Below are 14,212 nucleotides of genomic sequence, written 5' to 3'. Positions count from 1 at the left end.
GTAAATGGGACTCGAAGAGAAACTGCCGAGCGGCTTCCTGCTCTCCACCGTCGAGCAGGCCGCCGGGTGGGTCCGCAAGTCGTCGATGTTCCCGGCGACGTTCGGACTCGCCTGCTGCGCCATCGAGATGATGACGACGGGTGCGGGCCGCTACGACCTCGCCCGGTTCGGCATGGAGGTCTTCCGCGGCTCACCGCGCCAGGCGGACCTCATGATCGTGGCCGGACGGGTCAGCCAGAAGATGGCCCCGGTGCTGCGGCAGGTGTACGACCAGATGCCCAACCCCAAGTGGGTCATCTCCATGGGCGTCTGCGCCTCCTCCGGCGGCATGTTCAACAACTACGCGATCGTGCAGGGCGTGGACCACGTCGTCCCGGTCGACATCTACCTGCCCGGCTGCCCGCCGCGGCCCGAGATGCTGATGGACGCGATCCTCAAGCTCCACGAGCACGTGCAGAACGAGAAGCTCGGCGTCAACCGCGAGCAGGCGGCCCGTGAGGCCGAGGAAGCGGCGCGCAAGGCCCTGCCGACGATCGAGATGAAGGGGCTCCTGCGATGACCGCCAACGGCAACTCGGCCAACGGCAACCCGGCCGACGGCACGCCCGCCGGCGACCACGGCCCGAACCCGGACCAGGACGTGAACGCGCACAACCTGCCCGGCCACCGGGGCGACTCCGGCGAGGTCATCGGCGTCCGCCGCGGCATGTTCGGCCCCCGCCAGGGCGGCGACACCTCCGGCTACGGCGGCCTGGTGCGTACCGTGCGGCTCCCCGGTGCGAGCGCGCGCCCCTACGGCGGCTGGTTCGACGAGGTCGCCGACGAACTCGAAGGCGCCCTGGAGGAGCAGGACCTGCTCCCCGAGAACGCCATCGAGAAGACCGTCGTCGACCGGGGCGAGATCACCTTCCACATCGCCCGCGAGCACCTGCTGCGCGTCGCCCGCACCCTGCGGGACGACCCCGCGCTGCGCTTCGAGTACTGCACCGGCGTCTCCGGCGTGCACTTCCCCGAGGACAAGGGCCGCGAGCTGCACGCCGTGTACCACCTGCGTTCGCTGACGCACAACCGGATCATCCGGCTGGAGGTCACCGCACCCGACGCCGATCCGCACGTCCCCTCGATCGTCGAGGTCTACCCGACGAACGACTGGCACGAGCGCGAGACGTACGACTTCTTCGGCCTGGTCTTCGACGGCCACCCGGCGCTGACGCGGATCATGATGCCCGACGACTGGCAGGGCTTCCCGCAGCGCAAGGACTACCCCCTGGGCGGCATCCCCGTGGAGTACAAGGGCGCCCAGATTCCCGCTCCCGACCAGCGGAGGTCGTACAGCTGATGAGCACCACACATTCCACGGCGGGAATCCGCGAGACCACCGAGGGCACCGTCTACGACGTCACCGGCGGCGACTGGGACGAGCTCGCCGCCGCCGCGGCAGCGAGCGACGACGAGCGGATCATCGTCAACATGGGCCCGCAGCACCCGTCCACGCACGGCGTGCTCCGGCTCATCCTGGAGATCGACGGCGAGACCGTGACCGAGGCCCGCTGCGGCATCGGCTACCTGCACACCGGCATCGAGAAGAACCTCGAGTACCGGACCTGGACGCAGGGCACCACGTTCGTGACGCGCATGGACTACCTGACGCCGTTCTTCAACGAGACGGCGTACTGCATGGCGGTCGAGAGGCTGCTCGGCATCACCGACGACATCCCGGACCGCGCCAACGTCATCCGCGTGCTGATGATGGAGCTGAACCGTCTCTCCTCCCACCTGGTGTGCATCGCCACCGGCGGCATGGAGCTCGGCGCCACCACCGTCATGATCTTCGGCTTCCGCGACCGCGAACTGGTCCTGGACCTCTACGAGCTGATCACCGGCCTGCGCATGAACCACGCGTACATCCGGCCCGGCGGGCTCTCCCAGGACCTGCCCCCCGGCAGCATCGACGCGCTGCGCGAGTTCGTGAAGAAGATGAAGAAGAACCTGCCGGAGTACGACAAGCTCTGCACCGGCAACCCGGTCTTCAAGGGACGCCTGAAGGACATCGGCTACCTGGACCTCGCCGGCTGCATGGCGCTCGGCGCCACCGGCCCGATCCTCCGCTCCGCCGGCCTCCCGCACGACCTGCGCAAGACCGACCCGTACTGCGGCTACGAGACCTATGACTTCGACGTCCCGACCGTCGACACCTGCGACTCCTACGGCCGCTTCCTGCTGCGCGTCGAGGAGATGCGGCAGTCGCTGCGCATCATCGAGCAGTGCATCGACCGGCTGGAGCCCGGCCCGGTCATGGTCGGCGACAAGAAGATCGCCTGGCCCGCGCAGCTGGCGCTCGGCCCCGACGGCCTGGGCAACAGCCTGGACCACATCCGGAACATCATGGGCACCTCCATGGAGGCCCTCATCCACCACTTCAAGCTGGTGACCGAGGGCTTCCGGGTACCGCCCGGCCAGGCGTACGCGGCAGTCGAGTCCCCCAAGGGCGAACTCGGAGTGCACGCGGTGAGCGACGGCGGAACCCGGCCCTACCGGGTGCACTTCCGCGACCCGTCCTTCACCAACCTCCAGTCGATGGCGGCGATGTGCGAGGGCGGCCAGGTCGCCGACGTCATCGTGGCCGTCGCGTCCCTCGACCCCGTGATGGGAGGCGTCGACCGATGACCGACGTGCAACTGGGCATCCCCGCGATGCCCGCCCCCGACTACCCGGCGGACGTCCGGGCACGGCTGGAGAAGGACGCGAAGGACGTCATCGCCCGCTACCCCGACAGCCGGTCCGCGCTGCTGCCGCTGCTGCACCTGGTGCAGTCCGAAGAGGGCCACGTCACCCGCACCGGACAGCGCTTCTGCGCCGAGATGCTCGACCTCACCACCGCCGAGGTCGCCGCGGTCGCGACCTTCTACAGCATGTACCGGCGCAAGCCCAGCGGCGACTACCAGGTCGGCGTCTGCACCAACACGCTGTGCGCGGTGATGGGCGGCGACGCCATCTTCGAGGAGCTCCAGGAGCACCTGGAGATCGGCAACAACGAGACCACCGACGACGGCAAGGTCACCCTCGAACACATCGAGTGCAACGCGGCCTGCGACTTCGCCCCCGTGGTGATGGTCAACTGGGAGTTCTTCGACGACCAGACGCCCGAGTCCGCCAAGCGCCTCGTCGACGACCTGCGCGCCGGACGCGACGTGCACCCCACCCGCGGCGCGAAGCTGTGCACCTTCAAGGAGACCGCGCGCATCCTGGCCGGCTTCCCCGACGAGCGCGAGGGCGCCGTCGCCGAGTCCGGCGGCGCCGGCCCCGCCTCGCTCGCCGGTCTCCGGCTCGCCAAGGGTGAGGCCGAGGCCCCGGCCCGCGTCGTCTCCCCGCGGAACGGCGAGGGCAAGGGCTCCACCACCGAGGCGTCCGGCCCCGGCGGCACCACGCCGCGCAGCGCCGAACCCCCTGCCGGCCACGAAAGCTCGCACGACGCCCCGCAGCCGAGTGCCGAGTCCGACCCCGACAACCCGACCGGGCCGGTCACCGAGGAGGGCAAGTGATGACCACCGAGTCCCCCGAGAAGCTCCTCTCCCCGGTGCTCTCGGCCTTCTGGGACCAGCCCGACGCCTGGACGCTGGAGACCTACAAGCGGCACGACGGGTACGAGGGCCTGCGCAAGGCGCTGGCCATGGACCCCGACGACCTCATCGCCTTCGTCAAGGACTCCGGCCTCCGCGGCCGCGGCGGGGCGGGCTTCCCCACGGGCATGAAGTGGCAGTTCATCCCGCAGGGCGACGACAAGCCGCACTACCTGGTCGTCAACGCCGACGAGTCGGAGCCGGGCACCTGCAAGGACATCCCGCTGCTCTTCGCCAACCCGCACTCCCTCATCGAGGGCATGATCATCGCCTGCCACGCGATCCGGTCCCACCACGCCTTCATCTACCTGCGCGGCGAGGTCGTCCCCGTCCTCCGCCGCCTGCACGAGGCGGTACGCGAGGCGTACGCGGCGGGCTACCTCGGCAAGGACGCCCTCGGCAAGGGCAAGCCGCTGGACATCACCGTCCACGCCGGCGCCGGCGCGTACATCTGCGGCGAGGAGACCGCGCTGCTCGACTCGCTGGAGGGGCGCCGCGGCCAGCCCCGGCTGCGCCCGCCCTTCCCCGCGGTCGCCGGCCTGTACGCCTGCCCCACCGTGGTGAACAACGTGGAGTCCATCGCCTCCGTTCCCGCCCTGCTGCACAAGGGCAAGGAGTGGTTCCGCTCGATGGGCAGCGAGAAGTCCCCCGGCTTCACGCTCTACTCGCTCAGCGGCCACGTCGCCCGCCCCGGCCAGTACGAGGCGCCACTCGGCATCACGCTGCGGCAGCTCCTCGACATGAGCGGCGGCATGCGGCCCGGTCACCGGCTGAAGTTCTGGACGCCCGGCGGTTCCTCCACCCCGATCCTCACCGACGAGCACCTGGACGTGCCGCTGGACTACGAGGGCGTCGGAGCGGCCGGTTCGATGCTGGGCACCAAGGCGCTCCAGTGCTTCGACGAGACCACCTGCGTCGTACGGGCGGTCACCCGCTGGACCGAGTTCTACGCCCACGAGTCCTGCGGCAAGTGCACACCCTGCCGCGAGGGCACCTACTGGCTCGTCCAGCTGCTCCGCGACTTCGAGGCCGGCAAGGCGTCGATGGACGACATCGACAAGATCGACGACATCGCCGACAACATCAACGGCAAGTCGTTCTGCGCCCTCGGCGACGGCGCCGCCTCGCCGATCTTCTCCTCGCTGCAGTACTTCCGCGAGGAGTACGAGCAGCACGTCACCGGTGGCGGCTGCCCCTTCGACCCGGCCAAGTCGACCCTCTGGGCCGACGGCTCCACCGGCAAGACCGCTCACCTGGAGGTGAACGCGTGACCGTCACCAGCAACGCTCCCGCCTCCGGGGGCGGCCAGGCCCCTCCCCCCGAGGACCTGATCTCGCTGACCATCGACGGCGTCGAGATCAGCGTGCCCAAGGGCACCCTGGTCATCCGCGCCGCCGAACAGCTCGGCATCGAGATCCCCCGCTTCTGCGACCACCCGCTGCTCGACCCGGTCGGCGCCTGCCGGCAGTGCATCGTCGAGGTGGAGGGCCAGCGCAAGCCGATGGCGTCCTGCACCATCACCTGCACCGACGGCATGGTGGTGAAGACGCAGCTCACCTCCCCGGTCGCCGACAAGGCGCAGCGCGGCGTGATGGAGCTGCTGCTCATCAACCACCCGCTGGACTGCCCGGTCTGCGACAAGGGCGGCGAGTGCCCCCTGCAGAACCAGGCGATGTCCGCGGGCTCCGCCGAGTCCCGCTTCGAGGGCAGGAAGCGCACCTTCGAGAAGCCGGTGCCGATCTCGAAGCAGGTCCTGCTGGACCGCGAGCGCTGCGTGCTGTGCGCCCGCTGCACCCGCTTCTCCAACCAGGTCGCCGGCGACCCGATGATCGAGCTGCTGGAACGCGGCGCGCTCCAGCAGGTGGGCACCGGCGAGGGCGACCCCTTCGAGTCGTACTTCTCCGGCAACACCATCCAGATCTGCCCGGTCGGCGCCCTCACCTCGGCCGCCTACCGGTTCCGCTCCCGCCCGTTCGACCTGGTCTCCACCCCCAGCGTCTGCGAACACTGCGCCGGCGGCTGCGCCACCCGCACCGACCACCGGCGCGGCAAGGTCATGCGCCGGATGGCCGCGGAGGACACCGAGGTCAACGAGGAGTGGATCTGCGACAAGGGCCGCTTCGGCTTCCGCTACGGCCAGCGCCACGACCGGCTCACCGCGCCGCTGGTGCGCGACGCCGAGACCGGTGAACTGGAGGCCACCAGCTGGCCCGAGGCACTGGAGGCGGCGGCGAAGGGCCTGGCCGCGGCGCAGGGCCGGGTCGGCGTGCTGACCGGCGGACGCGTCACCGTCGAGGACGCCTACGCGTACGCCAAGTTCGCCCGCGCCGTGCTCGGCACCAACGACGTGGACTTCCGGGCCCGCGTCCACTCCGCCGAGGAGGCCGACTTCCTCGCCGCCCACGTCGCCGGCCACGGCCGCGACCTGGACGGCCTCGGGGTCACCTACACCGCGCTGGAGAAGGCCCCCGTCGTCCTGCTGGCCGGGCTGGAGGCCGAGGAGGAGGCGCCCGGCGTCTTCCTCCGGCTGCGCAAGGCCCACCGCAAGCACGGCCAGCGCACCTTCGCGCTCGCCACCCACGCCACCCGCGGCCTGCAGAAGGCGGGCGGCACGCTGCTGGCCGCCGCGCCCGGCACCGAGACCGAGTGGCTGGACGGCCTGGCCGGCGGAGTCGGCCTGGAGAGCGCCGGCAAGCAGGCCGCCGAGGCGCTGCGCACCGAGGGCGCGGTCATCCTGGTCGGCGAACGGCTCGCCGCCGTGCCCGGCGCCCTGACCGCCGCCCTGCGCACCGCCACCGCCACCGGCGCCGCCCTGATGTGGATTCCGCGCCGGGCCGGCGAACGCGGCGCGGTCGAGGCCGGCGCCATCCCGTCGCTGCTGCCCGGCGGCCGCCCCGCCACCGACCCGCGCGCCCGCCAGGAGGTCGCCCGCGCCTGGGGCGTGGACGACCTGCCCAGCGCGTACGGGCGGGACACCGGGGCCATCGTGGAGGCCGCCGCGACCGGCGAACTGTCCGCGCTGGTCGTGGGCGGCGTCGAGGTCGCCGACCTGCCCGACCCGTCCCGTGCCGCCGACGCGCTGCACGAGGTCGGCTTCCTGGTCAGCCTGGAACTGCGGCCGTCGCACGTCACCGAGCACGCCGACGTGGTGCTGCCGGTGGCGGCGGTCGTCGAGAAGTCCGGCACCTTCCTCAACTGGGAGGGCCGGGCCCGGATGTTCGAGGCCGCCATCAAGCCCGACCAGATGACCCGCCGCCACGTGACGCCGGACGGCCGGGTGCTGCACATGCTCGCCGACGCGCTCGGCAAGCCGCTCGGCCTGCCCGACGTACGGGCCGCGCGCCGCGAACTCGACCGCCTCGGCGGCGCGTCGGGCGACGCGCAGGCCACCGCGCCGAACGAACGGTCCGCGTCCGCGCCGCAGCCCGGCAAGGGCGAGGCGGTGCTCGCCGGCCACCGGCTGCTGCTCGACCAGGGCCGGCTCCAGGAGGGCGACGAGGCGCTGGCCGGTACCCGGCACGCGGCGCTCGCCCGGCTCTCGGCCCCGACGGCCGAGGCCACCGGCGTGAAGGACGGCGACGTCCTCGCCGTCACCGGGCCGGCCGGAACGGTGGAGTTCCCGCTCCGGGTCACCCCGGACATGCCGGACCACGTGGTGTGGCTCCCGATGAACTCCGCCGGCCGCGGCGTGACGCCCGACACCGGCGCCCGCCCGGGCGACCTCGTCAAGATCGGTGCCGCCGGCGGCACCGGCCGCCAGGAGGTGGACGCGTGAACACCCTCGCCCACATCGCGTCGGGCCCGGAGGGGAGCGTCGTGCTCGCCGCCGAGGACCTGTCGACCTTCGGCACGGACCCGTGGTGGCTGATCGGCCTCAAGGCGGTCTTCTGCTTCGCCTTCCTGATGCTGACCGTGCTGATCTCCATCGTCATGGAGCGCAAGGTCGTCGCCTGGATGCAGCTGCGCATCGGTCCCAACCGGCACGGCCCCTGGGGCATGCTCCAGTCGCTGGCCGACGGCATCAAGCTGATGCTCAAGGAAGACGTCGTCGTCAAGCGCGCCGACAAGGCCGTCTTCATCCTGGCCCCGATCATCGGCGCGATCCCGGCCTTCATGGCCATCGCCGTCATCCCGTTCGGCCCGCCCGGCAACGAGGTGTCGATCTTCGGCACGCGCACCGCGATGCAGCTCACCGACATGCCGGTGGCCGTGCTCTACATCCTGGCCACCGCCTCCATCGCGGCCTACGGCACGGTGCTGGCCGGCTGGTCCTCCGGCTCGACCTACCCCCTGCTCGGCGGCGTCCGCGCCACCGCCCAGGTGATCTCCTACGAGGTCGCCATGGGTCTGAGCTTCGCCGCCGTCTTCCTGCACTCCGGCTCGATGTCCACCTCGGCCATCGTGGACGCGCAGGACGACCGCTGGTTCGCGGTGCTGCTGCCCGTGTCGTTCCTCATCTACATGGTGGCGATGGTCGGCGAGGCGCACCGTGCGCCGTTCGACATGCCGGAGTCCGAGGGCGACCTGGTCGGCGGCTTCAACACCGAGTACTCGTCGATCAAGTTCGCGATGTTCATGCTCGGCGAGTACATCCACATGGTCACCGTCTCCGCGCTCGCGGTCACCCTCTTCCTGGGCGGCTGGCGGGCCCCGGCGCCGATCTCCACGGTGTGGGAGGGCGCCAACCACGGCTGGTGGCCGCTGCTCTGGTTCACCGGGAAGCTCGTACTGATGCTGTTCGGCTTCGTGTGGCTCCGCGGCACCCTGCCGCGCGTCCGCTACGACCAGTTCATGAAGCTGGGCTGGAAGGTCCTCATCCCGGTCTCCATGGCCTGGCTGATGCTGGTCGCCGCGGTCCGCGCGATGCGCAACGAGAACTACGCCTTCACCGACATCGTGTACTGGGTCGGCGGCGGCGTCCTGGTCCTGCTGCTGCTCTCCTTCGTCGTCGACGTCTTCCGCGACCGCGCCGACAAGCAGGCGGAGGAGCAGGAGGAACGCGCCGCCGAGGAGGCCGGCTTCGACCCGATGGCCGGCGGCTACCCCGTGCCGCCGCTGCCCGGCCAGACCCTCCCGCCCGTGCCCCGGCGCAGGTCCCGCGCGGACCGCGAACTGGTCGGCACGGCCGCGGAGTCCGGCGACGCCCAGGACGGGAATCACGATGGAAGGGAGGCCGACGGTGCCTGAGAACCCCGTGGCCGGCTTCGGCGTGACCTTCAAGGCCATGTTCAAGAAGCGGCTGACCGAGCAGTACCCCGAGTACAAGAAGCCCACGGCGCCCCGCTTCCACGGCCGGCACCAGCTCAACCGCCACCCGGACGGGCTGGAGAAGTGCGTCGGCTGCGAGCTCTGCGCCTGGGCCTGCCCGGCCGACGCGATCTACGTGGAGGGCGCGGACAACACCGACGAGGAGCGCTACTCCCCGGGCGAGCGGTACGGCCGCGTCTACCAGATCAACTACCTGCGCTGCATCCTGTGCGGCCTGTGCGTCGAGGCGTGCCCCACCCGCGCGCTGACCATGACCAACGACTACGAACTCGCCGACTCCTCCCGCGAATCGCTCATCTACACCAAGGAGGAGCTGCTCGCGGGACTCCAGGAGGGCATGGTCGACTCGCCGCACGCGATCTACCCGGGCATGACGGAGAAGGACTACTACAGCGGCCTCGTCACCGAGGCCGCCCCGGGCACCGTGCCGCAGGAGGTGCACGCGGGCGGCGCACCCCAGGCGTCCTCCGACACCTTCGGGCCGATGGAGCCCGCCGCCTCCGCCCCCGTCTCCGACGCGGACCGCCCCGAGGGCGACCCGACGGACACGGCGCCGGCACAGACGGCCTCCGCCTCCGGCGGTCAGGCAGCCGGCCCGCAGGGCGCGGAGGGCGCGCGATGAACGAGCTGGCACTCACCACCACCTCCACCGGCGAGGCCCTGCAGTTCTGGGTGCTCGGCACGGTCGCCGTACTGGGCGCGCTGGGCACCGTGCTGATGAAGCGCGCGGTGCACTCCGCGCTGTGCCTCGCCGGCACGATGATCGTCCTCGCGGTGTTCTACCTGTCCAACGGCGCGTACTTCCTGGGCGTCGTGCAGGTCGTCGTCTACACCGGCGCCGTGATGATGCTCTTCCTCTTCGTGCTGATGCTCGTCGGCGTCACCGCCGCCGACTCGCTGAAGGAGACCATCAAGGGCCAGCGCTGGATGGCCGCGCTCTGCGGCCTCGGCTTCGGCGTCCTGCTGATCGGCGGACTCGGCAACGCGTCGGTCTCCAGCTTCAACGGCCTGGCGCAGGCCAACGAGGGCGGCAACGTACAGGGCCTGGCCGCCCTGCTCTTCACCAAGTACGTGTTCGCCTTCGAGATCACCGGTGCCCTGCTGGTCACCGCGGCCGTCGCGGCGATGGTGCTCACGCACCGGGAGCGCACCGAGCGCCGCCTGACGCAGCGCGAACTCGCCGAGAAGCGCGTGCGGGAGAACAAGCACGTGCCGCCGCTGCCGGCCCCGGGCGTGTACGCACGGCACAACGCCGTGGACATCCCCGGCCTGCTGCCCGACGGCACCCCGTCCGCGCTCACGGTCAGCGACACCCTGCACAGCCGCGGCCAGGTCCGCGACGTGTCCGGCGAGGCGCTCCGCGACCTGGCGGAGCTGGAACAGCGCACCGACGCGTACCTGGGCCGGGACAACGACGCCTCCCGCGAGGCGGGCCGCCAGGCCCGGCGCGCGGACGACGGCGACCGAGACCCCGACCGAGACCGTGACGGCGACCGCGACGGCGAGAAGGAGGAGGCGAAGTGAACCCGGTCAACTACCTCTACCTCGCCGCGCTGCTGTTCACCATCGGCGCGTCGGGCGTACTCATCCGGCGGAACGCCATCGTGGTGTTCATGTGCGTGGAGCTGATGCTCAACGCCGCGAACCTCGCGCTGATCGCGTTCTCCCGGATCCACGGCAACCTCGACGGCCAGATCATCGCCTTCTTCACCATGGTCGTCGCCGCCGCGGAGGTGGTCGTCGGCCTGGCGATCATCGTCACGCTCTACCGCTCCCGCCACTCGGCCTCGGTCGACGACGCCAGCCTGATGAAGCTGTAAGGAGTTCAGTAAGTGGAATCACTCATCGGGCTGCTCGTCGGAGCTCCGCTCCTCGGCGCGGCCGTCCTGCTCTGCGGAGGACGCAGGCTCGACCGGACGGGACACTGGCTGGGCACCGCCCTGGCCGGTGCCTCGTTCGTGCTCGGGCTGGTGCTCTTCGCCGACATGCTCGGCCGGGACGCCGAGGACCGCACCCTGACCTCGCACCTGTTCAGCTGGATTCCGGTGAACGGCTTCCAGGCCGACGTCGCCTTCCAGCTCGACCAGCTGTCCATGACGTTCGTCCTCCTCATCACGGGCGTCGGCTCGCTGATCCACCTGTACTCGGTGGGCTACATGGAGCACGACGAGCGCAGGCGCCGGTTCTTCGGCTACCTGAACCTGTTCCTCGCGGCGATGCTGCTGCTGGTGCTCGCCGACAACTACCTGCTGCTGTACGTCGGCTGGGAGGGCGTGGGCCTGGCCTCGTACCTGCTGATCGGCTTCTGGCAGCACAAGCCCAGCGCGGCGACCGCGGCGAAGAAGGCGTTCCTCGTCAACCGCGTCGGTGACGTCGGCCTGTCCATCGCGATCATGCTGATGTTCACCACCTTCGGCACCTTCGCCTTCGGGCCGGTGCTGGGCAGCGTGGACGGGGCGAGCGAGGGCACGCTCACGGCCATCGGCCTGATGCTGCTGCTCGCGGCCTGCGGCAAGTCCGCGCAGGTGCCGCTGCAGTCCTGGCTCGGCGACGCGATGGAGGGCCCGACCCCGGTCTCGGCCCTCATCCACGCCGCCACCATGGTCACCGCCGGCGTGTACCTGATCGCCCGCTCCGGGGTGCTCTTCGACGCCACCCCCACCGCGCAGACCGCCGTGGTGACCGTCGGCGCGGTGACGCTGCTGTTCGGTGCGATCGTCGGGTGCGCCAAGGACGACATCAAGAAGGCCCTGGCCGGGTCGACCATGTCGCAGATCGGCTACATGATGCTGGCGGTCGGGCTCGGCCCGATCGGCTACGCGTTCGCCATCATGCACCTGGTGACGCACGGCTTCTTCAAGGCCGGGCTGTTCCTCGGCGCCGGCTCGGTGATGCACGGCATGAACGACGAGGTCGACATGCGGCGTTACGGCGGCCTGCGGACGTACATGCCGATCACCTTCATCACCTTCGGCCTGGGCTACCTGGCCATCATCGGCTTCCCCGGCCTGTCCGGCTTCTTCTCGAAGGACCTCATCATCGAGGCGGCCTTCGGCAAGGGCGGCGCGCAGGGCTGGATCCTCGGTTCCGTGACCCTGCTGGGCGCGGCCCTCACGGCGTACTACATGACCCGGGTCATGCTGCTCACCTTCTTCGGCGAGAAGCGCTGGAGCGAGGAGGGCGAGAACGCCGTCCACCCGCACGAGTCGCCGAAGACGATGACCATCCCGATGATCGTGCTGGCCGTCGGGTCGGTGTTCGGCGGCGCGTTCTTCGCCATCGGCGAGCGGTTCGTGCACTGGCTGGAGCCGGTGACCGGCTTCGAGCACCCGCACCCGCCGATCCCGATCTGGTCGATCACCGCGGCCACCGTCGCCTGCATGGTGATCGGCGTCGCCGTGGCGTGGTTCCAGTACGGCCGCCGTCCGGTGCCCGTCACGGCGCCGCGCGGCAGCCTGCTCACCCGCGCGGCCCGCCGGGACCTGCTCCAGGACGACTTCAACCACGTCGCCCTGGTCAAGCCCGGCGAGTACCTGACGCGCGGCCTGGTCTACCTCGACCACTCGGTGGTCGACGGGGCCGTCAACGGCACCGCCGCCACGTTCGGCGGTCTCTCCGGCCGGCTGCGCCGCGTCCAGAACGGGTTCGCGCGCAGCTACGCGGTCTCGATGTTCGGCGGTGCGGCGGTGCTCGTCGCCGCCACCCTGCTGATGAGGGCGGTCTGAGATGTCATTTCCCCTGCTGACGGTCACGGCCGCGGTCCCGGCGATCGGGGCGATCGCCACCGCCGCCGTGCCCGCCGCGAAGAGGACGGCCGCCAAGTGGCTGGCGCTGCTGTTCTCGCTCGCCACGGTCGTGCTCGCGGCCGTGGTCCTGGTCCGCTTCGAACCCGGCGGCGACCGGTACCAGCTCACCGAGAGCCACGCCTGGATCGCCGACTTCGGCGTCCGCTACGAGCTGGGCGTGGACGGCATCGGCGCCGTGCTGGTCGCCCTGACCGCCCTGCTGATCCCGTTCGTGATCCTCGCCGGCTGGCACGACGCGGACGCTCTGGAGGGCGAACAGGCGAACCGCCGCTGGCGGCCCACCCAGGGCTTCTTCGCGCTGATCCTGGCCGTCGAGGCGATGGTGATCGTCTCGTTCCTGGCCACGGACGTCTTCCTCTTCTACCTGTTCTTCGAAGCCATGCTCATCCCGATGTACTTCCTCATCGGCGGCTTCGGCGACCGCGCCCACGCGGCGGGCGAGGAGGAGGCGTCACGGCAGCGGTCGTACGCGGCGGTCAAGTTCCTGCTCTACAACCTGGCCGGCGGTCTGATCATGCTGGCCGCGGTGATCGGCCTGTACGCGGTCACCGCCGACCAGCTCGGCGAAGGCACCTTCTCGCTCCAGGCGATCATCGAGGCCCGGGCGAACGGCGAGCTGGAGATGTCGGCCGGCACCGAACGGCTGCTGTTCCTCGGCTTCTTCTTCGCCTTCGCGGTGAAGGCGCCGCTGTGGCCGCTGCACACCTGGCTCCCCAACGCGATGGGGGAGTCCACCGCACCGGTGGCCGTCCTCATCACCGCCGTGGTCGACAAGGTCGGCACCTTCGCGATGCTCCGCTTCTGCCTCGGGCTGTTCCCGAACGCCAGCGAGTGGGCCACGCCGGTGGTGCTCGTGCTGGCCCTGGTCAGCATCATCTACGGCGCGCTGCTCGCCGTCGGCCAGCGCGACATGAAGCGGCTGATCGCGTACGCGTCCATCTCGCACTTCGGGTTCATCATCATGGGCGTCTTCGCCATGACGACCCAGGGGCAGAGCGGCGCGACGCTGTACATGGTCAACCACGGCATCTCCACGGCCGCGCTGCTGCTCGTCGCCGGCTTCCTCATCACCCGCCGCGGCTCGCGCCTGATCGCGGACTACGGCGGTGTGCAGAAGGTCGCGCCCGTACTGGCGGGCACGTTCCTGATCGGCGGACTGGCGACGTTGTCGCTCCCCGGACTGGCGCCGTTCGTCAGCGAGTTCCTGGTGCTGGTCGGCACCTTCAGCCGCTACCCGGTCATCGGGATCATCGCGACCGCCGGCATCGTGCTCGCCGCGCTGTACGTGCTGGTGCTGTACCAGCGCACCATGACCGGGCCGGTGAAGCCGGAGGTCAGCGGCATGAAGGACCTCAAGGTCCGGGAACTCGTGGTCGCCGCGCCGCTGATCGCGCTGCTGGTCTTCCTCGGCGTCTTCCCGAAGCCGCTGACCGAGATCGTCAACCCTGCGGTCGAGCACACCATGTCCGACGTGCAGAAGAAGGACCCTGCTCCTGAGGTGGAGGCCGCCAAGTGAGCG

General features: G+C 70.7%; 12 protein-coding genes. All 12 read left to right on the top strand.

Annotation, left to right across the window (positions count from 1 at the left end):
• Window positions 1-4 precede the first annotated feature (4 nt).
• The 12 genes from RM572_RS18045 to RM572_RS17990 are packed head-to-tail and all read left to right on the top strand — an operon-like array spanning window position 5 to window position 14,209.
• Window positions 5-559: a NuoB/complex I 20 kDa subunit family protein gene (locus RM572_RS18045; RefSeq protein ID WP_027764552.1), complete on the top strand. Its 555-nt coding sequence runs from the start codon at window positions 5-7 to the stop codon at window positions 557-559.
• A complete protein-coding gene (locus tag RM572_RS18040) occupies window positions 556-1,338 on the top strand; it encodes an NADH-quinone oxidoreductase subunit C (RefSeq protein ID WP_311674388.1) in 783 nt (260 codons plus the stop codon). Before RM572_RS18045 ends, RM572_RS18040 begins: the two co-directional genes overlap by 4 nt.
• Complete coding sequence (locus RM572_RS18035; protein ID WP_027764550.1) at window positions 1,338-2,666, top strand: NADH-quinone oxidoreductase subunit D; 1,329 nt, start codon at window positions 1,338-1,340, stop codon at window positions 2,664-2,666. Before RM572_RS18040 ends, RM572_RS18035 begins: the two co-directional genes overlap by 1 nt.
• The gene (nuoE, locus tag RM572_RS18030) at window positions 2,663-3,541 is read left to right on the top strand and encodes an NADH-quinone oxidoreductase subunit NuoE (protein WP_311674387.1); all 879 of its coding nucleotides are present in this window, start codon (window positions 2,663-2,665) and stop codon (window positions 3,539-3,541) included. Before RM572_RS18035 ends, nuoE begins: the two co-directional genes overlap by 4 nt.
• A complete protein-coding gene (gene nuoF, locus RM572_RS18025; RefSeq protein WP_027764548.1) occupies window positions 3,541-4,890 on the top strand; it encodes an NADH-quinone oxidoreductase subunit NuoF in 1,350 nt (449 codons plus the stop codon). Before nuoE ends, nuoF begins: the two co-directional genes overlap by 1 nt.
• A complete protein-coding gene (locus RM572_RS18020; RefSeq protein WP_311674386.1) occupies window positions 4,887-7,394 on the top strand; it encodes an NADH-quinone oxidoreductase subunit G in 2,508 nt (835 codons plus the stop codon). Before nuoF ends, RM572_RS18020 begins: the two co-directional genes overlap by 4 nt.
• Window positions 7,391-8,806: an NADH-quinone oxidoreductase subunit NuoH gene (gene nuoH / locus RM572_RS18015; protein WP_311674385.1), complete on the top strand. Its 1,416-nt coding sequence runs from the start codon at window positions 7,391-7,393 to the stop codon at window positions 8,804-8,806. The genes RM572_RS18020 and nuoH overlap by 4 nt, the downstream gene beginning before the upstream one ends.
• Window positions 8,781-9,509, top strand: a complete 729-nt coding sequence (nuoI, locus tag RM572_RS18010; RefSeq protein WP_394813632.1) for an NADH-quinone oxidoreductase subunit NuoI — start codon at window positions 8,781-8,783, stop codon at window positions 9,507-9,509. Before nuoH ends, nuoI begins: the two co-directional genes overlap by 26 nt.
• Window positions 9,506-10,411 (top strand): NADH-quinone oxidoreductase subunit J, encoded by a 906-nt coding sequence (locus RM572_RS18005; RefSeq protein ID WP_311674383.1) that lies wholly within the window; start codon window positions 9,506-9,508, stop codon window positions 10,409-10,411. Before nuoI ends, RM572_RS18005 begins: the two co-directional genes overlap by 4 nt.
• A complete protein-coding gene (gene nuoK / locus RM572_RS18000; protein WP_027764543.1) occupies window positions 10,408-10,707 on the top strand; it encodes an NADH-quinone oxidoreductase subunit NuoK in 300 nt (99 codons plus the stop codon). The genes RM572_RS18005 and nuoK overlap by 4 nt, the downstream gene beginning before the upstream one ends.
• Window positions 10,708-10,719: 12 nt before the next feature.
• The gene (gene nuoL, locus RM572_RS17995; RefSeq protein WP_027764542.1) at window positions 10,720-12,612 is read left to right on the top strand and encodes an NADH-quinone oxidoreductase subunit L; all 1,893 of its coding nucleotides are present in this window, start codon (window positions 10,720-10,722) and stop codon (window positions 12,610-12,612) included.
• A gap of 1 nt (window position 12,613) precedes the next feature.
• Window positions 12,614-14,209 carry an NADH-quinone oxidoreductase subunit M gene (locus RM572_RS17990; protein WP_311674382.1) on the top strand — a complete coding sequence of 532 codons (1,596 nt, stop codon included), beginning with the start codon at window positions 12,614-12,616 and terminating at the stop codon, window positions 14,207-14,209.
• The last annotated feature ends 3 nt before the right edge of the window (window positions 14,210-14,212 follow it).

Source organism: Streptomyces hazeniae (genome assembly GCF_031845485.1).
Lineage (GTDB): Bacteria > Actinomycetota > Actinomycetes > Streptomycetales > Streptomycetaceae > Streptomyces > Streptomyces hazeniae.
Note: the sequence above shows the minus strand (reverse complement) of the source record. Positions and strands in the feature narration are given on the sequence as shown.